The organism is Celerinatantimonas diazotrophica (assembly GCF_004339545.1).
In the GTDB taxonomy this organism is placed as follows: Bacteria; Pseudomonadota; Gammaproteobacteria; order Enterobacterales; family Celerinatantimonadaceae; genus Celerinatantimonas; species Celerinatantimonas diazotrophica.
Window position 1 is genome coordinate 74,073 of the sequence record NZ_SMGD01000003.1, and the last position, 18,997, is coordinate 93,069.

At 43.7% G+C, this 18,997-nt stretch carries 16 protein-coding genes and 1 pseudogene; 6 read left to right on the forward strand and 11 right to left on the reverse strand.

Translation table 11 applies throughout. The features are described 5' to 3' along the window. The first annotated feature begins 111 nt into the window (after positions 1-111). Complete coding sequence (locus EV690_RS01690; protein WP_131911218.1) at positions 112-984, forward strand: LysR family transcriptional regulator; 873 nt, start codon at positions 112-114, stop codon at positions 982-984. Between the two features lie 197 nt (positions 985-1,181). Here the strand turns inward: EV690_RS01690 and EV690_RS01695 are convergent, their stop codons facing one another. After that, positions 1,182-1,910, reverse strand: a complete 729-nt coding sequence (locus tag EV690_RS01695) for a glutathione peroxidase (protein ID WP_131911219.1) — start codon at positions 1,908-1,910, stop codon at positions 1,182-1,184. 245 nt (positions 1,911-2,155) lie between these two features. Then, a complete protein-coding gene (gene ispB, locus EV690_RS01700) occupies positions 2,156-3,130 on the reverse strand; it encodes an octaprenyl diphosphate synthase (protein ID WP_131911220.1) in 975 nt (324 codons plus the stop codon). A 241-nt stretch (positions 3,131-3,371) separates the two neighbouring features. Between ispB and rplU the strand changes: the two genes are divergently transcribed. The 4 genes from rplU to folA all read left to right on the forward strand — a co-directional run bounded on the left by rplU (position 3,372) and on the right by folA (position 5,894). Further along, complete coding sequence (gene rplU, locus EV690_RS01705; RefSeq protein WP_131911221.1) at positions 3,372-3,683, forward strand: 50S ribosomal protein L21; 312 nt, start codon at positions 3,372-3,374, stop codon at positions 3,681-3,683. A 15-nt stretch (positions 3,684-3,698) separates the two neighbouring features. Continuing rightward, positions 3,699-3,956: a 50S ribosomal protein L27 gene (gene rpmA, locus EV690_RS01710; RefSeq protein WP_131911222.1), complete on the forward strand. Its 258-nt coding sequence runs from the start codon at positions 3,699-3,701 to the stop codon at positions 3,954-3,956. A 115-nt stretch (positions 3,957-4,071) separates the two neighbouring features. Then, complete coding sequence (cgtA, locus tag EV690_RS01715; protein ID WP_131911223.1) at positions 4,072-5,238, forward strand: Obg family GTPase CgtA; 1,167 nt, start codon at positions 4,072-4,074, stop codon at positions 5,236-5,238. Between the two features lie 161 nt (positions 5,239-5,399). Continuing rightward, a complete protein-coding gene (gene folA / locus EV690_RS01720) occupies positions 5,400-5,894 on the forward strand; it encodes a type 3 dihydrofolate reductase (protein WP_207907498.1) in 495 nt (164 codons plus the stop codon). On the opposite strand, the gene EV690_RS01725 is transcribed toward folA, so the two are convergent. The 5 genes and pseudogenes from EV690_RS01725 to lptD form a co-directional block, all read right to left on the reverse strand. Further along, the gene (locus EV690_RS01725; protein WP_131911224.1) at positions 5,876-6,694 is read right to left on the reverse strand and encodes a symmetrical bis(5'-nucleosyl)-tetraphosphatase; all 819 of its coding nucleotides are present in this window, start codon (positions 6,692-6,694) and stop codon (positions 5,876-5,878) included. The two genes, folA and EV690_RS01725, sit on opposite strands and share 19 nt — an antisense overlap. 48 nt (positions 6,695-6,742) lie before the next feature. Next, on the reverse strand, positions 6,743-7,123 hold the full coding sequence (gene apaG / locus EV690_RS01730; RefSeq protein ID WP_131911225.1) for a Co2+/Mg2+ efflux protein ApaG: 381 nt from the start codon (positions 7,121-7,123) through the stop codon (positions 6,743-6,745). Positions 7,124-7,145: 22 nt separating this feature from the next. Beyond that, the gene (gene rsmA / locus EV690_RS01735) at positions 7,146-7,946 is read right to left on the reverse strand and encodes a 16S rRNA (adenine(1518)-N(6)/adenine(1519)-N(6))-dimethyltransferase RsmA (protein WP_131911226.1); all 801 of its coding nucleotides are present in this window, start codon (positions 7,944-7,946) and stop codon (positions 7,146-7,148) included. A gap of 232 nt (positions 7,947-8,178) precedes the next feature. Beyond that, positions 8,179-9,477, reverse strand: a pseudogene (gene surA / locus EV690_RS01740) (peptidylprolyl isomerase SurA); the annotation flags it as partial. Positions 9,478-9,528: 51 nt separating this feature from the next. Then, positions 9,529-11,820 carry an LPS assembly protein LptD gene (gene lptD, locus EV690_RS01745; RefSeq protein ID WP_131911228.1) on the reverse strand — a complete coding sequence of 764 codons (2,292 nt, stop codon included), beginning with the start codon at positions 11,818-11,820 and terminating at the stop codon, positions 9,529-9,531. Between the two features lie 291 nt (positions 11,821-12,111). On the opposite strand from lptD, the gene djlA reads away from it, so the two are divergent. After that, positions 12,112-12,969, forward strand: coding sequence for a co-chaperone DjlA (gene djlA, locus EV690_RS01750; protein WP_131911229.1), 858 nt, complete (start codon positions 12,112-12,114; stop codon positions 12,967-12,969). 18 nt (positions 12,970-12,987) lie between these two features. Here djlA and EV690_RS01755 read toward each other — a convergent pair whose 3' ends face one another. The 4 genes from EV690_RS01755 to rapA all read right to left on the reverse strand — a co-directional run bounded on the left by EV690_RS01755 (position 12,988) and on the right by rapA (position 18,465). Beyond that, the gene (locus tag EV690_RS01755) at positions 12,988-13,941 is read right to left on the reverse strand and encodes a D-2-hydroxyacid dehydrogenase (RefSeq protein ID WP_131911230.1); all 954 of its coding nucleotides are present in this window, start codon (positions 13,939-13,941) and stop codon (positions 12,988-12,990) included. A gap of 88 nt (positions 13,942-14,029) precedes the next feature. Continuing rightward, positions 14,030-14,788 carry a DUF3530 family protein gene (locus EV690_RS01760; RefSeq protein ID WP_131911231.1) on the reverse strand — a complete coding sequence of 253 codons (759 nt, stop codon included), beginning with the start codon at positions 14,786-14,788 and terminating at the stop codon, positions 14,030-14,032. A 67-nt stretch (positions 14,789-14,855) separates the two neighbouring features. Continuing rightward, positions 14,856-15,515, reverse strand: coding sequence for an RluA family pseudouridine synthase (locus EV690_RS01765; protein ID WP_131911237.1), 660 nt, complete (start codon positions 15,513-15,515; stop codon positions 14,856-14,858). 43 nt (positions 15,516-15,558) lie between these two features. Further along, the gene (gene rapA / locus EV690_RS01770) at positions 15,559-18,465 is read right to left on the reverse strand and encodes an RNA polymerase-associated protein RapA (protein ID WP_131911232.1); all 2,907 of its coding nucleotides are present in this window, start codon (positions 18,463-18,465) and stop codon (positions 15,559-15,561) included. Positions 18,466-18,997 lie beyond the last annotated feature (532 nt).

The window sequence follows — 18,997 nt, forward strand, 5'->3', positions numbered from 1 at the left end:
TTTGATTGAGATGGCTGGTTGAACCAAAATTTAATTATAGTTGTTCGATTTTGATTGATAATCAGGGCAAAATAAGAATTACTTTTACATATTTGTAATAATTGAGATGGTATGGCGAATTGGGAAGGCGTTAATGAATTTGTGGCTGTGGCTGATACTCGTAGTTTTACCCATGCCGCCAAGCGATTAGCTACGTCGGTTGCCAATATTAGCCGGCGAGTCAATCTGCTGGAGCAACGCTTAGGTGTAAAACTCTTGCATCGAACGACACGTAAGGTGTCTCTGAGTGAAGCTGGCGAGCTTTATTATCAGCATTGTCGGCTATTAGTGGAAGGGCTCTCTCAGGCTGAGCTCGTTGTGACACAGATGCAACAAACGCCTAAAGGGAAAGTCAAAGTCACTGCGCCAGTTAATTATGGTGAGCGTAAAATAGCACCGCTGTTACATGACTTTTTAAAAGTGTATCCAGAGCTTGAATTAGAGTTAGTGCTGACTAACCGTAAGTTAGATTTGATTGAGCAGAGCGTCGATATCGCGGTAAGACTGGGGCAGTTAGATGACTCAAGCTTTGCTTATCGAAAGCTATGTAATCGTCAACTCTATGTCTGTGCAACTCAAGATTATTTAGAACGATATGGTACACCTCATACCCTTTCTGAACTGAATGGGCATCAGTGCTTGGTGGGAACCTATGATCATTGGCGATTTAAAGTCGATGGCTATGCTCGCACTTTAAAAGTGAGTGGTAAAGTTGCCTGTAATAGTGGTTATGCACTTTTAGATGCAGCGCGCAAAGGGATGGGGTTGGTGCAGTTACCAGATTATTACATCAGTGAATACCTCAAAAATGGTGAGCTCATTGAAGTACTGCCTGCATTGCGAGATGACCGTGAAGGCGTTTGGGCGCTGTTTCCGCATAATCGGTTATTGTCGCTTAAAGTGCGCTTAATGGTGGATTATTTAGCCGAACATTTAGGCGGTTAAAACCTCTTGTATTCTCGTGATACTACTGGAGTATATTGAAATTAGCTCTTGATGAAGTGTATTGACGCTTAAAGGTTAGGAATGTTCGTTCCCATATAAAGGAACAGAACGATTTGTGCATGATGAGACTGTGATTGGTTAGCGCTTACGAAAAACCAACCCTGTCTATAAAAAAGCCCCCTCGGGGGCTTTAAACGTTAAGCTAAGTAAGCTGCTAAATCTTCACTGCCACCGATGAGTTTACCGCCAATAAATACTTGTGGTGTTGTCACCGAGCCAGAAACTGCCCTTAAACTAACCGTGGTCGCGTCTTTACCTAAAACAACTTCTTCAAACTGGAGCCCTTTGTCAGAGAGCAAGTGTTTGGCTTTGGCACAAAATGGGCAACCTGGTTTGGTAAACATGGTAACTGATTCTTGAGTCTGATAATCCGGTGCAATATATTGGAGCATGGTATCTGCATCAGAAACTTTGAATGGGTCACCTGGTTCATCAGGTTCAATAAACATTTTTTTGATGATGCCATCTTTAACTAGCATGCTATAACGCCATGAGCGTTTGCCAAAACCGAGATCTTTTTTATCAACCAACATCCCCATACCGTCGGTAAATTCAGCATTACCATCGGGCACAAAGGTGATATTGTCTGCTTCTTGGCTATCTTTCCAAGCATTCATTACAAACGTATCATTGACTGCAACACAAAGAATATCATCGATTCCGTGCGCTTTAAAAACAGAATACAGCTCGTTATAACGCGGCAGATGAGCCGATGAACATGTTGGAGTAAAAGCCCCGGGGAGACTAAATACAATGACCGTTTTATTTTTAAAGAGCGCGTCGCTGGTGATATTTATCCATTCATCATTTTGACGAATCGGGAAGGTGACCTGAGGGACGGCTTGACCTTCTTTAGATTCAAACATATAAGACTTCCTCTAGTTGATAATATGTATATTAAGCATAGCGTTTCTAATCAATTAGTTAAATTGATTATCAACTAAATAAAGGCATATAAGGAAAATAAGGCAGCGACTTCCTCAGTATTACATCTCAATAAATTATTAAAGATGTATTAGATCAGTTTTTGCTGGGGAGAGTGTCTTGCGACATTGAGTCCAAAACCAGAGAAGAAGAGCTAAGAGCGGTGACTGAGTACCGCTCTTGGTCATTAATTTTGGCGTTCCGCCGCAATATGAGCCAAGCCAATTAATGCTTCTTTATAGGGTGAATCTTCAAGAATAGATAACGCGGCAATGGCTTTATCTGCTTCCGCTTGGGCCGCGCGATGACTATATTCTAGCGCACCGGTTTCACGCATGGTACTAAGAACCTCATCAAACCGACCACGGCCATCACCTTGTTCAATCGTTTGACGAATCATTTGGGCTTGCTCTGTATTCCCATGGTGCATAGCATAAAGAAGCGGTAAGGTGGGCTTTCCTTCGGCTAAATCGTCGCCGACATTTTTACCAGTTTTGGACGTGTCAGCGTCATAATCAAGAATATCGTCCATAATCTGAAATGCAGTCCCCAAATATTTGCCGTAATTAGCAAGTGCCTGCTCTATTTTTTCATCCTGTTTGGCTAGTACTGCGGCCAGTCGCGTTGCGGCTTCAAACAGTTTTGCTGTCTTACAATAAATGACTTTGAAGTAATCCGCTTCGCTAATATCCGGGTTATTGCAATTCATCAGCTGTTGAACTTCACCTTCGGCGATGATGTTTGTCGCTTCGGCCAAAATATTCATGATTTTTAGGTCGTGTAGCTGCGTCATCAACTGAAATGCCCGGGTGTAAAGAAAGTCCCCGACTAAGACACTTGGAGCATTACCAAAACGCTCATTAGCAGTGTCTTGTCCCCGACGCTGTTCTGATTCATCGACGACATCGTCATGCAGCAGAGTCGAAGTATGAATAAACTCAATGATGGCAGCCATCTTTATATGATCGTCACCTTGATTATAACCAAGCGCTTGGCTGGCTAGCACCGCAAGGAGAGGGCGCATCCGTTTGCCACCGCTGTTGACAATATAGACTGCCACTTGGTTTATCAGTGCAACATCAGAACTTAATTCTTGATAGATCAATTGGTTGACGGCGTTCATATCCTTTTCGGATAAATCGCGAATGGCTTGGAGATCCATAAAGTTGTACGATTACCTTTTATTAGTTTGGCGCAAGGCAAGAATGAGGCAAATTTTACATGAAAAGTCGCATAAACGCAGCTTTGATGGTGCTTTTTTCTTAAGAGTGAATGTTTTTTAGACTTTTTTACAGTTTGGACTTGCCGAGCTGCTCGATTTTGCGTAGAATTCGCGGCCATTGTTAAGAATTTAATGCGCCTATACATCGAAAAGTAATTTAGGCGCTAGCGGAGTTTGAATTATGTACGCGGTTATCCAAAGTGGTGGTAAACAGCACCGTGTCGCCGAAGGTCAAACCATTCGCCTGGAAAAGTTAGAAGTTGAAACTGGCGCTACTGTCGAGTTTGACAACGTTCTGATGATAGCCAACGGTGAAGATGTTAAAATCGGCGCGCCTTATGTTGAAGGTAGTAAAGTAACAGCAGAAGTTGTTTCTCACGGTCGTGGCGATAAAGTGAAAATCGTCAAGTTCCGTCGCCGTAAACATGCTCGGAAACAAGCTGGTCACCGCCAGTGGTTTACTGAAGTTCGTATTACCGGTATTAACGCTTAATTAGGAGTCTCACTCATGGCACATAAAAAAGCAGGTGGTAGCACCCGTAACGGTCGTGACTCAGAAAGTAAACGCCTGGGCGTTAAACGTTTTGGTGGTGAATCTGTTTTAGCGGGTAACATTCTTGTTCGTCAGCGTGGTACTAAATTCCATGCCGGTGCAAACGTTGGTTTAGGTAAAGACCATACCTTGTTTGCGACTGCTGAAGGAACAGTGAAGTTTGAAATAAAAGGTCCTAAGAATCGTAAGTTCGTCAGTGTTATCGCTGAATAACTAGACCTTTTAGAAAATAGCAAAGCCCCGCTTATCAAGCGGGGCTTTTTATTTGTATACTAAAAACCATAAGCACGATAGTTAAAGTTGTTCGGTAATAACCGACGGAGCGAACATGAAATTCGTAGATGAAGCGACAATCCGAGTCGAAGCCGGAGATGGTGGTAATGGGTGTATTAGTTTCCGCCGGGAAAAATACGTTCCTAAAGGTGGGCCCGATGGCGGTGATGGCGGCGATGGCGGAAGTGTCTATCTGGTCGCGGATGAAAATTTAAATACGCTTATTGATTATCGGTTTGAGAGATTTCACCGGGCTCAGCGTGGCGAAAATGGGCAAGGGAGTAACTGTACTGGACGGAGAGGCGGCAGTATTGATCTTAAAGTGCCAGTTGGAACGCGTGCCACAGATGCTGATACAGCTGAAGTGATTGGCGATTTAACACGTCATGGTCAACGGCTTAAAGTCGCTCAGGGTGGTTTTCACGGATTAGGTAATACACGCTTTAAAAGCAGTGTGAATCGAGCCCCTCGAAAAAAAACCAATGGAACTCCGGGTGAAGTTCGCATGTTGCAGCTAGAGCTAATGCTCCTTGCTGATGTAGGGCTATTAGGTTTGCCAAATGCGGGGAAATCAACGTTTATTCGTAGTGTTTCAGCGGCGAAACCTAAAGTTGCAGATTATCCGTTTACCACGTTAGTACCTAATCTTGGTGTGGTTCGTCAGTCAAGCCAACGGAGTTTTGTCATTGCAGATATACCAGGGTTGATCGAAGGTGCTGCTGAAGGGGCTGGGCTTGGTATTCGCTTCTTAAAACATTTGGAACGGTGCCGTGTTTTATTACACATGGTCGATGTCTGTCCCGTCGATGGCGGTGAACCTGCGGTGCATGCTCAAACGATTATTGATGAATTGTGTCAATATAGTCAAAAACTTTGTGATAAACCTCGTTGGTTGATTTTAAATAAAGTTGAATTACTTGATAGGGAAACACTTATCCAAGTAAAAGAGCAGGTCTGTCAGGCACTTGACTGGAAAGGTCCTGTTTATGAAATATCAGCTATTACACAACAAGGCACAGATGAGCTTTGTAAAGATCTCATGGACTATATTGAAACGTTGCCTGATATTGAGGATGAACCACTCACTGAGCAAGTTGATTTTCAGTGGGATGAATACCACCAGTCGAAAATTGCTGAACAGGCGCCAGCTTATGAAAAGGATGATTGGGATGACGATGATGATGACGATGATGGGGTTGAAGTCATTTATGTCCGTGATTAAATTTTCGATTTAAAATTTCGGCTAAATCATGCATAAAAAGTCAGCGATAAGCTGACTTTTTATTGGATAAGTGGATGCATGCCTTATGTCCGGTTGTATCGATACGATGCTTTGCGTATATAATGAGCCGTTCTAAGTTAGCTGCTGTATAAAGGATAGTTATGTTGATATCTATGATTGCTGCCATGGCAAATAATCGAGTTATTGGACGAGGCAATCAGATGCCCTGGTATTTGCCTGCAGATTTAAAGCACTTTAAGCAGACCACTTTAGGTAAGCCTATCGTTATGGGACGCAAAACTTATGAGTCGATTGGGCGTGCACTACCTGGACGGCATAACTATGTTCTAACCCGAGATAGCCATTGGCAATCTGATGGGGTGATTGCAATTACTGCATTGCAACAAGCAATCGAGTTAGAACAGCTGAATGAAACGGAAGAACTAGTAATTATAGGCGGTGGTGAGCTGTATCGGCTGTTTCTGCCATTCGCTCAACGCTTGTATCTAACGTTTATCGATTTGAATGTGGGTGATGCCGATACATTCTTTCCTGATTATGAGCCAGACCAATGGCAAGTTAGTGTTGAGAGTGCTCATCAAGCCGATGAGCATAATCCATATAATTACCGTTTTGTTCAGTTCGAACGTCGGTAAGCATCACATTGGCTCTGATAGAGACGGCCTGTTTCCCACTCAAGCATGGATAGCTGGTTTCCCCAGATGCAACCAGTATCCATGGCTTTTATCTGCGGGTTATCGACTTGACCCATTAAAGCGGCCCAATGACCAAAGATAATGACTGTCTCATCCTGACGGAGTTTATACCATGGGATCAGTTCTTTCGGGGCATTTGCTAGCCCTTCTTTATAGCTGAAATCTAGGGTGAAGTCATGGTAACAAAAACGCATGCGAGTAAAACTGTTAATGATAAAGCGATAACGCTCTGCACCTGTTAGATTTTCATCCCATAAATTCGGCTCATCGCCATACATATTCATCAACAGCTCATGGCGTAGCTGTGGTTGAACAAACAGGTTATGGACTTCGGCGGCGCAATCTAAGGCTTTTTCAAGTGACCATTGCGGTGTTATTCCGGCATGAACCATGACGGTTTGTGGATCTAATTGAGCGAGCAATGGTTGGTTCCAAAGCCAGTCAATGAGTTCATCTCGATCGGGTGCCTCAAGCAGTGTATCGATTTTATCCTTAGCTTTTACCTTTGCAACACCATCGGCGACGGCTAAAAAATGCAGGTCGTGATTACCAAGTACGACTTGAGCATTTTTTCCTAAGGAGCGAACAAATCGCAGGGTTTCCAAAGGCTGGTTGCCTCGTCCGATTAAATCACCCGTAAACCAGAATTGATTATCATCAAGATTAACGTCTGCAATCTCCAATAACTGGCGTAACTCGTCGTAGCAACCATGGAGATCCCCAATCATATAATGCATTATTAACTACCTGTATACTCTATAATTATCATTACCTGTAAGATCAATTGCTTAGTGTAAGCTATTGGGCTTGGCCAAGCGGAAGGCAGGGATAGGAGCGCTTAGAAGCTCACCTTTTTCAGTTTGCAGAGTGTAGTTTCCTTCCATTACTCCAACTGGGGTTTGAATCACGACACTGCTGGTATAGGTAAACGGCTTTTTCGGTTTCAGGGTAGGTTGTTTGCCCACGACTCCTTCACCTTCTACTTCATTAGTTTTGCCATTGCCATCAGTGATATGCCAGTGGCGGCGAAGTAGTTTAAGAGGAATATCATCCTGATTGGTAATTGTGATGGTATAGACGAACGTAAATTGTTCATCTTGCTCAGAAGAGTGTTCTTCTAAATATTCGGTTTCAACACCAATCTGGATGGTTGCAGAGGCTGAACACATTCGGTTTCTCCGTGACAAGCTTTTATTGTAAATCGAGGTGGCTAGCCAGCTTAACGAAATCGGCTACACTTAACTGTTCGGGCCGTAGGCTGAGATCAAAACCAAGCTCTTCTAATTGTTCACTACTAAATAACTGTCCTAATGCGTTGCGCAATGTTTTACGTCGTTTATTGAAGGCTTCTCGGCAAACCCGATCTAATGCTTTGATATTGCTAACAGGATAGGGCACTTGCTCATAAGGTTCTAATCTGACAACCGCCGAATCAACTTTTGGAGCTGGCTTAAATGATTCCGGTGGTACTTCCATAACAGGAATCACCTTACAGTGGTATTGGGTCATGACACTTAGTCTTCCATAGGCTTTGCTTCCCGGTCCGGCGGCCATACGTTGTACGACTTCTTTTTGCAGCATGAAATGCATGTCATTAATTAGTGAGCTGAATGAGAGTAGATGAAAAATCAGCGGAGTCGATATGTTATAAGGCAAATTCCCAAACACACGTATTTTCTGATCACCTTGCTGCAACTGGGTAAAATCGAACTTCATTGCATCTGCTTCGTAAACCGTTAATTTATCACTTAAATCGGAGCGATGACGAAGTCGGTCAGCCAAGTCGCGATCCAATTCAATGACATTCAGGTGGCCTGCCTGTTCAGCGACAGGTTTAGTCAGCGCGGCTAATCCAGGCCCAATCTCAACAAGTGTTTCGCTGGGTTGGGGATAGATTGCTGAGACGATTTGACTAATGATGTAGTCATCGCTTAAGAAGTTTTGACCAAACCGTTTACGAGCTTGGTGGCCTTGATGGAGCTTGTTATTCATTAAGGTTATTAACCATTTGGGTGTAATTTATACGGCTACGTTGCGCTATCTTAGCGCGCGAAGAAAATACGTCCAGATAGTCTGAATCGCAAATTGAGACTAATTCACTATAGTAACAGAATGTGGCTGTAGTGAATAATTTTACCTTGCTTTGCTTGATGTGAATATCTGGATGATGTCCAATCTGTTCAAAATATAATCGGAGCCGAAGAGAATCGGCTCCGAATTGAGGTTAATGGATGCTAACGTTAAGTTTTTTAATATAGGCGTGCCGATGTAAATCGTCGAGCCAGTTCTGCATCTGTTCTTGGTATTGACGGCGATAGAGGATCTGAAATGCTTGTTGCTGTTTCGACTCGGCTGTTTTATCTGTTTTACGCCGTGCTTCAACTTCAACGATGTGCCAACCAAACTGACTATGAAATGGTTGGCTAATTTTACCGATTGGCAAGGTTTCGACCATTTTACGAAAAGCGGGTACAAACGAGCTCGGATCTGTCCACCCCAGTTCCCCTCCTTTTACGGCTGAGCCTGTGTCTTGAGAATACTTCCGGGCATATTGGGCGAAGGTTCCTTTACCCGATAAAATGTCTTTACGGATCTGGCTGAGTAGCTCTCTTGCTTTGGCATCGCTCATAATGATGGATGGTTTGATCAAAATGTGCCTAACTTTGACTTCGGTGGCTTCGACTTTATCGATACCTTTCACCCCGGCTATTTTCAGAATGTGGTAGCCAGCATCCGATTTAAATGGCCCAATGAGGGTGCCTGCAGGTTGTTGATGAATCACCTGAGCAAAGATTGTCGGCATCTCATTAATCCCCATCCAGCCCCAGTCACCTCCTTTGAGCGCTTTCGGCCCTTGAGATTCACTTAAAGCAAGCTTGGTGAAATTTGCCCCCGCTTTTAACTGTGCCATAATATGCTGCGCTTGTTTTTGCGCGGCTTGTGGGCTCGCTGAGTCGGAAAATTTCACCATGATATGCTCAATATGGTAGCGGATCCGTTTTTCGCCTTGCTGATCCAGGAGTTTAACCATGGATTTAACCGCTTGTTTATCAATACTGATCTGACGACGAACCGCACTTTGTGAGGTTTGACTAATTAATAGCTGTTGGCGAATTTGACGCTGAAATTCTTTATAAGATAGATTCTGCTGACTTTTTAAGTCTTTGATAAACTGTTGGCGACTTTTACCTGACTGCTGAATAATATTTTCAATCGTTTGATCTAACTGGGCATCACTAATTTCAATCCCCATGCGTTTAGCTTGTTGCAAGATCAACTGGTCATCGATTAATTTATCCATCAATTGGCGGCGCAGCGCTTTTGCTGGTGGAAGTTGACGATTATCTTCTCGGGCATTACGTTCAACCGTAGCTTTGAGCTGATCATAATCTGTTTGTGTGATGATTTCGTTGTTGACGATGGCAATGGCCTGATCCACTAGCACTGGCTTGGCCCATAAGATTGGGCTGAGTAAAGCTAATAGGAGCAGTGATAATCGATATACTACTTTCATGTGAACCCTAAAATTGCTGAGGCAGTCTGATGAGACTGCCTGTTAGTTATTTGTATTTGATTAATTGTTTAAGTAAAAAGGATGACCATAAGGCAATCGACCTGAATCCATCATTTTACGATAAGCATCTGAGTCATTGCTGGTTCCACTCCCGATTCCTTTGAGGATGAACTGGAATTTAATCGCGTTATCAATTTCACCTCGTGGATCCGTTGCGCCGTTATATTCATAATGCGTAGTCAGCGCGCGTTGGAATGAAATCTGAAATGCCCAGCAGCATGAATCGTACTGGACTCCCAGAATTGATTCAATACTACGATTCAAGTACAAATCACGATAGTAGCTTCCTACTAAATGAATGTTCGGGCGTAGCGGCCAGACCATCTTCGTACCTATTTGATTAATTTCATTGCGTAAGGTTCCGTTATCATCGCGTCCATAACGATAATTAAGTTGGATCATCTTGTTGACACCGGGTTTCCACTCCAGTGCGGTATTACTTTTATTAATTTTCCAAGTGGTGTCATTAACCTGCATACCTGAGTGGAAAAACCAATCATGATATACATTTAGGTCACCTTCAATGGCTAGTGCTGACCGGTCAGAGCTGTAGGTATATTGGTCGTCATTGTCGGGTATGGTTACTTTAGGTGATTGCAAATAAAAGATCTGTGCGGCCGATAATCGCAATTTTTCTTCGTTATTGGCATTCAGAAAACGTGTCGTTGCCCCTGCTGTGATCTGATTGGCATCCGAGATCCGGTCTAAACCACTATAGCGGCGGTCACGGAACATACCAAAATAATCCTGCTCTAAAGTTGCAGTATCGTAAATACCAATATCTGATTGATTTTTATATGGAATATATAAGTACTGAACCTGTGGTTCGAAGGTCTGCTGATATTTTTCACCAAACCAGTTCATTGAACGGTCGAAGTTAAGGCCAGCTTTGACTCGATACTCAGGGAGCGTCCGGCTGATATGTGCTTTAAGTGCGCTGTCGCCTTTTGTATCCTGATTGTAATAAGTTTGCATTAAGGATATCTGGCTGTTGAGATACCCGCCAGGAACACTTAATGGTAGTTTCAGAGTAGGTTCAATATGGTAGCGTTGGGCGGTATAAACAGTTGGGTCACTATCAGTAAAATTGACCATCTGCCCCTTTAATCCAAATTTCAAACTGCCTAATCCAGTATCCCAAAGGCCATTAAAATGCAGTTCAGGCAAGACTTTATGGGGGTCTTCGGTACTCCCTAAGATCTGATAATTATTAACCAGTAACCCCGCATTCCAAGTTTCATCTCGATAGTCAACCTTACCTTGTTGGAGCAATTCATCTGTACTACCGATTGTTGTGCTACCAAGATCAGAAAAATAGTTTGGATCGCTTACCCGTGAATAATCACTGTGCAGTCGCCAGTGATCACCAATCCCACCGTTGTTCTGCCAGTGAATCAGATAACGGTTTCTATGAGTAATCTTGTCATTGGGTAGGTATTCATAGTCAAGTTGGCCTAACTGCCCTAGTGTTAAATAACGAAAACTGGTGGTCAATTGTTGACCACGTTTGGTCATTAATCGAGGGGTCAGAGTTAAATCATAGTTAGGAGCCATGTTCCAATAAAATGGCGTTTTTAGATCAAAACCATTATTAGATGAGCTGGTAAATTGTGGGTAGAGAAAACCTGTTTGCCGTTTGTTACTAATAGGGTAACTGAAGTAAGGAAGATAAAAAACCGGCACATCTAGGACATGAAATACTGCATTATGAGCGGTTGCCCAATCCCTATTTTTGTCAATATAAAGACTTGATGCACTAATGGACCAGCTCTCATCGCCCGGTGGGCATGCCGTATAAACGGCGTTATCCATCAACAAAGCTTTATTGGTTTCTAGTTTCAGGTTATCCGCTGCCCCGCGTCCACTCTGGCCATTAAAGCGATATTTTGCTTGATCAATCGTTGTGGCGTGCGATTTTAAGTTAGTCTGGATCTTATTACTGTCAACATCTATCAGGTTATCTTGATATTTGACATTACCCTGAGCAGTTAATGTTTGAGTCTGCTGATTCAGCGATGCTTTATCGGATACCATGCGACGCTTGCCTTGCGTGGCCGCAACGTCATCGTTAAATTCTGCATTTTTCCCACGGACTAACTTCGCAGTTTTGGAGCGGATCGCAATTTGTTTATTATTTTGTGTTTGAGGCGTGTTTAATCGCGGCGCTGGTGGTACATAACACCTGCCATTCGGTAAAGGTTGATTCGAATTGACATCCGCGTAGCTTTTAGCGCTCAAAGAAAGCAATGCAATAGATGTTGCACAAAATAAAAGAGATTTAGGGCTGGTCATATCCTTTGAATCATACTCATCATCATTGGGTCAAATGCTGCCCATTTAAAATATTTATGTCGGGCAGGGACCATTGTGAACTTTAATTGGTCATCTTACTGGAAATTATGCTATTCGGCTATCGTAAGACCAATTAAATGGTGAATAATTCATGAATTTATTCATAGTTATTGAGACTTGTCGGTCTTTATTGCAATCTAAATGGTAGCTTATGGTTGCTGCAACCAAATTTTATTTTCGCGGTCTGAAAGTGAAGTGCCTTCTTAATTTTATCGAGTGCAAGGTTAGTTAATGCGTATTTTGGGAAAAATTTTCGGTTTTATATTTGGATTGATGTTCGCAGGATGGTTGGGCGCAATCATTGGATTATGGCTTGGCCATATGTTCGATCGAGCATTAGGTCAGAACTTTAACTTAGGTTCATTTAGTAGCGCTGATGGGCAGTCTCAGTTTTTTGTAACTACTTTTGCTGTGATGGGGCACATTGCCAAAGCGAAAGGAGTGGTCACTTCTCAAGAGATCCAGATCGCTAGTATGTTAATGGACCAGATGGGATTACAAGGTGAAGCTCGCCAACAAGCACAAGAAGCTTTCCGCGATGGTAAACGCAGCGACTATCCACTTGAACAAGAATTGCAGAAGCTCGTTAAATTAGTGCGAGGGCGTTCTGACATGTTGCAGATGTTTTTGGAGTTGCAAATGTCAGGTGTTTTTGCTGATGGCATCATTGATCCGGTTGAACGACAGATGATTGAGCGTGTAGGCCGAGCTCTAGGATTTAGTCAAATTGATTTAGAACGAGTCATTGCGCGCTGGGAAGCTGAAATGCGTTTTCAACAACGTCGTCAAAGCGGGGGACATTGGTCGCATCGAGGGGCTGAGGGAAATAGTTATTCAGGGTCGTCTTCGAGGGATCACTATGAGAGTTCTAAACAGTCGTTGTCTGATGCATATAAGCTATTGAATATTGAAGCTTCGGCAACGGATCAAGAAGTAAAGCGGGCCTATCGTCGCCAAATGAGCCAGCATCACCCTGATAAATTGGTTTCGAAGGGATTGCCACCACAGATGTTGGAGCTGGCTAAGAAAAAGGCTCAGGAAATTCAGCATGCTTATGAGTTAATAAAGCAGGAACGCGGGATGCGTTAGCCTGCTTTATAAGCATTGTTAGTTTACCAGATGCTTAGGGTGACCATCTAAGAAGCTCTGGATATTATGAATCAGTTGATCGATTAATATTTGGCGACTTTGTTGACTCGCCCAAGCGATATGGGGGGTCACAATGCAATTATCGTATTGAGCTGCTTGCATTAATGGTGAGTTATCACTGGGAGGCTCTTGTTCACTGACATCAAATCCAGCGCCAGCTATTTGTTTTGTCTCAAGAGCCTGCAATAACGCCTGCTCATTGACTATCCCCCCACGAGCGGTATTGATCAAGATGGCCGTTTCCTTCATTTTCGCAAATTCAGGTTCACCAATTAGATTTTGTGTCTCGGGGGTTAGTGGACAATGAAGCGAAATAATATCACTTTGTTCCAGCAATTGTTCAAAGGCCACCTTGCCATTACTCGCTGCTTGTCCTTTGCGAGCAGCAAATAGTACTTTCATACCAAATGCTTGGGCAATGTGAGCAACATGCTGACCTAAGTCTCCGCTGCCAATGAGTCCAAGAGTCTGACCTTTTAAATTATCGATTGGAAAATCGGCATAGAAGAATTGCCCACATGCTTGCCAATGACCGTTTTGTTGGGCTTGATGATAGGAGATCAAACTGCGGCGCAGCGCCAGCATCAGCATAAAGGTATGCTCGGCGACACCATCCCCTGAATAGCGCTGGATATTGCAAACTTTAATTCCAAGACGGCTTGCGGCGCTTAAATCAACATTATTCACACCAGTTGCACTGACCGCGATGCATTTAAGCTTGGGCAACTGACTTAACAAACTTTCATTAAGGACGACTTTATTGACAACAACCACATCGGCATCGCGTAGTCTGGGGGCAACTTGCTCAGGCGTTGTGCTGGGATAATCCCGCCACTCATGATCGCCGTTGAGGCTTGGGAGGGTAAATTGCTGGCCCAGACTATCACGTTCTAGACAAACGACTATAGCCATTCGATGCTCCTTTATTGTTTTTAGCTTGGGCGTTTATGGTAACGTGTTATGTTTGTCAACGGTATGTCTGAATTGAACGATTCACAATTTAATTCCAACCTAACGAACTTAGCCAGCCATATAAGCGTTTCGCGAGTAAACTCCCGGATACCGAAAGATAAGCTGCACTTTGAATTTCACTTTGGCGATAATTACTTTTTTGAGCTTTTTGCATTGCTATACGCCGAGCGTTGACACCGGCTAATGCCCAGTTGTTAGCATCGCGGAAATACAAGTCGTAAACTGGGCAGGTTAGTTGTGCAAGTTCTTTGGCGATTGCTTTGTTCAGCGCCAAATTTGGGTAATAACTGTCAATAATGACTAATGCATCTGGCAGTGGCCGTTGCCGCTGTGCATAAATACGGATGATCCAAGCTGCCATTGCCCCTTGCGCGACGACGACCTGATATCCAAATCGCTCGTTTCTAGCTTTATCTAGTGCATCGAGGCTTGCCAGTAACTGCTTTTGATAGTCCTCAATGGCTTGTGTATCTTTACCTTCAATGAGCGTGTCACGCTTGGCTGGCTGGGGTGGAGTAATTGCGATGGTTTGCCATCCCCAATTGGGAAGCTGTTGGCGTAGTGGTTCGATAGCATCGTCATCAGTAGGACGATTACCCCAGTCAGGTAATAAAATAATGCTCCCCATTTTTTTTGCGGTGCGTTCATTGAGCCATAGCGAAACTTCTTGATGAGTCCCGACATCAAGGGGCTTAAAACCGGGAACCTGTTGCCAAAGCGCAGAGATGGTTTGAGCCTGAATACTCGATGATATGGCAACAATCGCTAGCAAAATCCAGCGCAGCATAAGTTTAATCCTTATAAAGGGTTAAGATTATGCTGTCATTATCGGCTTATCACAGAAAATATAAAATTTAACTGAATTGCGCTGGTGATTCAAAGCTTAACCATTGATTGCTGCGAGGATGATAAAAGCTAAGTTGGGCCGCATGCAAGTGCAGTCTGGAGGCTGCAGCTAATGCTGGAGTGCTGGCATAGAGCTTATCTCCGATAATCGGGTGACCGAGGCTTTGCATGTGGACACGTAGCTGATGGGAACGGCCCGTAACCGGCATGAGTTTTACCAGTGCGGTTTGCTCGCGCCACTCGATGATTTGCCAGTGAGTGAGCGCGTATTTTCCCTGTGTATGATCAACGATCTGTCTTGGCCGGTTAGGCCAATCGCAACGTAAAGGCAGTTCAATGCCACCTTGACTTTCACATGGATGTCCCCAAACCTCTGCTAAATAGGTTTTCTTAGGTTGCCGCTGCTGGAACTGGCGGCTCAAATGACTTTGGGCCGCCTTATTCAGAGCCATTACGATTAATCCTGAGGTCGCCATATCCAAACGATGAACGACCCGGACATCTGGCCAGACGCGCAATGCTCGAAGAGCTAGACTCTCGCGGTGGGCTTGTTGTCGACCGGGCACTGAAAGTAACCCCGAGGGTTTGTTAAAGACCACAATATCATCATCATGATAGATCACCGGCATATAAGGTGACTGGGGTGGCTGATAAACAAAACCATCCATTGCGATTGCAGTGCTTAATGTATTCATTCTATTTTTAATGTAGTTAAGATTTTGAAGGTGCAATCACAATAAAGCGCAGTGCATCGAGTTTAAGTTGAGCTTTATCCAGATAATTTAGCACTTCCTGTTGTTGCGTCTGCCAGAACTCCAGTTCATCATCGCGAATAGCTGGGTTACGTTGTTTCAGTGCCTGCATGCGGCTTAATTCATCGCCTAATTGAGTTTTGGCTCGCATTGCCGCGTGCTTAACTAACGTTTCGACCTGCGGTTTTACCCGCTGTTGGGCTTGCCGTAGCAATTCATGGATCTGAGTTTGTGAGGCATTCACTAATTTACTACCAATGTGACGGTTAACTGCACTGAGCTGTTTGTTAAACGTTTCGAAGCCTACTTTGGCCGAAAGATCATTACCATTTTTATCCAGTAGTATACGGATTGGTGTTGCTGGGAGGTATTGGCTAACCTGATACTGTGGTGGTGCGGAAGTTTCAACGACAAACAAACACTCTAAAAAGAAATTCCCTGCTGGAAGAGCATTATTTTTTAGTAGAGCAACTGATGTTGAACCTGTTTCGGAAGATAAAATGGCATCCAATGCTGCTTCGAAAAGCGGGTGTTCTTCATTGAGCAGCGCAACTTCATCCCGATGCAGAGAACTGTCCCGATCAAATGTTACTAATTGCCCTTCGGCTGCTAATCCTGGCAGTGAAGCAACGAGCATATGTTCGGTCGGTTTAAACAGCATAATCTGTTCGCCTAAATCATCCTGCTGAACTCCCAGAACATCAAAGAGACGTAACGTTTGGTTGATAAATTCTGGGTGGTTTTCGTGTTCGCTAATTTCAGTAACAAGTTGATGGGCTTGCTCGCCACCGTTGGAATGCATTTCGAGTAAGCGGTCTCGGCCAGCTTCCATCTGAGCTAGCAGCGCCAGATGATCTTGATGAGTTTGTTCAATCAGGGTCTCTAATTTATCACTTTGCCCGGTAGCTAGAACTTCCATTAAATGTGGCGCATATTTTTGATATAAGGCACTGCCTGTAGCACACGGTTGTTCGAACGCATTAAGTCCATGATGGTACCATTGCAACAGTTTATCCTGAGCTGTGTCTTGCATAAATGGGACATGAATGGCGATATCATGTTGTTGCCCGATTCGATCCAGTCGACCAATCCGTTGCTCAAGTAAATCCGGATTAGTTGGTAAATCAAATAACACCAGATGACGCGCAAATTGGAAGTTGCGCCCTTCAGAACCAATTTCTGAGCATACCATGACCTGGGCACCGGCTTCTTCTTGGGCAAAATAAGCGCCTGCTTTGTCACGCTCGAGAATACTCATTTCTTCATGGAAAACCGTACCACGAATCCCTTCTTCGGTTCGGGCCGCTTCCTCGATAGCCAAGGCCGTTTGTGCACTGGCACAGATCACTAACACTTTTTCGCGTTTATTTGCGAGTAGAAAATCAATGAGCCACTGTACTCGAGGGTCATAGTGAGTCCACTGAATTCCTTCTCCCTCGAGAGCTTGGTAGAGTGATTCCGGATACAGTAACTGCTCGGCTCGGCTTTCATGGCTTTGTTGAGCACTCATCATATTATGTACTCGTAAAGCGGTCTGGTATTGACTAGGGAGTTTTAACGGATGGGCTTGCAACCGGCGCTGTTTAAAACCATCCACCGCTGAACGAGTATTACGGAACATAACTCGACCGGTTCCATGACAATCTAAAAGTTCATTAAACAATTTATGGCGAGCTGATTGACGAATATCGTTTTGTGAATGGTTAATCTGTTCAAGAGAAGCGGTTAAAGAGATGCCACTTAAAGATGTTAGATTATCCAAATGCTGTGCACTAATCGCTGCGTCACTCATCAGTGGTTCAGCAATTTCGGCTAATTGGTGATAATGCTTCTCTTCTTCTAAGAAAGCGTCATAGTCATGAAAACGGGCACTGTCGAGGAGTCGCAGACGAGCAAAATGGCTAAAGTGGCCGAGTTGGTCAGGGGTTGCCGTTAATAGTAATAGACCGGGAATTTCATCGCTGAGGGCTTCCACAATCTGGAACTGTCGGTTTGGTTGTTCCGCATGCCATTCAAGGTGGTGCGCTTCGTCAACAACCATTAAATCCCATTGTGCTTCGCAAATCTGCTCAAAGCGGCGTTTTTTCGCCTTCAGCATATCCATGCTTACTAATACCAACTGAGCGGTGTCAAATGGGTTATCCGAATCCGCATAGGCTTCAACACAACGCTGCTCATCGAATAGACTAAATGATAAATTAAAACGGCGCAGCATTTCGACTAACCATTGGTGCTGGAGAGTTTCGGGGACCACAATCAAAATACGCTGGGCAAGTCCTGCGGTTAGTTGCTGGTGGATGATTAATCCCGCTTCAATGGTCTTACCTAATCCGACTTCGTCGGCAAGCATGACCCGAGGAGCAAAGCGTCGACCGACCTCCTTGGCAATGTATAATTGATGCGCAATTAAGCTGACTTTACCCCCAAGTAATCCTCGAAGAGGAGATCGTTGGTTTGAATATCGTTGTAATAGGGCATTATGACGAATCACAAAGCGATCAAAGCGATCAATCTGTCCGGCAAACAGTCGGTCCTGCGGTTTATTAAATTTTAAGAAATGACTTAAAAAGACTTCCTTTATTTCATCTTCTTGGTCATTGTCATGGCGTGTTCCTTGATAGACGAGTAAGCCATCTTGCTCAATGACATTCGTGATGCTCAAATGCCAGCCATCAACATGGGTGATTTCATCACCGAGATTAAAAACAACGCGTGTAATAGGGGCATCTTCTTTTGCATAAAGTCGGCTCTCACCCGTTGCCGGAAACAACACTGTAATCATGCGGCCTTCAACACCAACAACTGTACCTAGACCTAACTCTGATTCGGAATCACTAATCCAACGTTGACCGAGGGAAAAAACCATTGAACAATTACTCCTAGGATATTTATATAGCTTCAAGAAAAAGGCGGCTATGTTAACCGATGGGCGCTAGTGAAGTCACCTCCATTTAGCTCTTCTATACAGGAATTTTCTTTATTAAATAAAACACATTTAATTTGAATAAAGAATGCTACCCAAGAAAAATCAACTGTCATATTTGGTCGACCAATTAAGGCATACAACAGAACCTTGAGAGTCTTATATAGAAGAGTTTCTGAATTTGTTTGAATATTGTGCAAGTAAATAAAAAAACGAAGTTTTTCATAAAAAGCCCTTGCGTAAAACTGCCGTATCCCTATAATGCACCACCACTGACACGGCACACCGCTTCAACGGTTGCTCTATCAGGGTTTCAGCCGGGTTTATCACGGTTGAAACGGAAAGCAAAAAACGAAAATAATCGTTGACAGACTTTCCGTTGATGCGTAAGATGCGCATCCGCTTCAACGGCAAAGTGCTGATGAAGCAACGTTCTTTAACAATCTATCAAGCAATCTGTGTGGGCACTCACAGA

Bases quoted from the DNA above. Each gene is read 5' to 3' on its own strand.
- folA (WP_207907498.1), top strand. From the start codon at position 5,400: ATGTTGATATCTATGATTGCTGCCATGGCAAATAATCGAGTTATTGGA.
- EV690_RS01765 (WP_131911237.1), bottom strand. From the start codon at position 15,515: ATGGATGGTTTTGTTTATCAGCCACCCCAGTCACCTTATATGCCGGTG.
- rplU (WP_131911221.1), top strand. From the start codon at position 3,372: ATGTACGCGGTTATCCAAAGTGGTGGTAAACAGCACCGTGTCGCCGAA.
- djlA (WP_131911229.1), top strand. From the start codon at position 12,112: ATGCGTATTTTGGGAAAAATTTTCGGTTTTATATTTGGATTGATGTTC.
- rpmA (WP_131911222.1), top strand. From the start codon at position 3,699: ATGGCACATAAAAAAGCAGGTGGTAGCACCCGTAACGGTCGTGACTCA.
- rapA (WP_131911232.1), bottom strand. From the start codon at position 18,465: ATGGTTTTTTCCCTCGGTCAACGTTGGATTAGTGATTCCGAATCAGAG.
- EV690_RS01760 (WP_131911231.1), bottom strand. From the start codon at position 14,788: ATGCTGCGCTGGATTTTGCTAGCGATTGTTGCCATATCATCGAGTATT.
- EV690_RS01755 (WP_131911230.1), bottom strand. From the start codon at position 13,941: ATGGCTATAGTCGTTTGTCTAGAACGTGATAGTCTGGGCCAGCAATTT.
- ispB (WP_131911220.1), bottom strand. From the start codon at position 3,130: ATGGATCTCCAAGCCATTCGCGATTTATCCGAAAAGGATATGAACGCC.
- EV690_RS01695 (WP_131911219.1), bottom strand. From the start codon at position 1,910: ATGTTTGAATCTAAAGAAGGTCAAGCCGTCCCTCAGGTCACCTTCCCG.
- rsmA (WP_131911226.1), bottom strand. From the start codon at position 7,946: ATGAATAACAAGCTCCATCAAGGCCACCAAGCTCGTAAACGGTTTGGT.
- apaG (WP_131911225.1), bottom strand. From the start codon at position 7,123: ATGTGTTCAGCCTCTGCAACCATCCAGATTGGTGTTGAAACCGAATAT.
- EV690_RS01690 (WP_131911218.1), top strand. From the start codon at position 112: ATGGCGAATTGGGAAGGCGTTAATGAATTTGTGGCTGTGGCTGATACT.
- cgtA (WP_131911223.1), top strand. From the start codon at position 4,072: ATGAAATTCGTAGATGAAGCGACAATCCGAGTCGAAGCCGGAGATGGT.
- lptD (WP_131911228.1), bottom strand. From the start codon at position 11,820: ATGACCAGCCCTAAATCTCTTTTATTTTGTGCAACATCTATTGCATTG.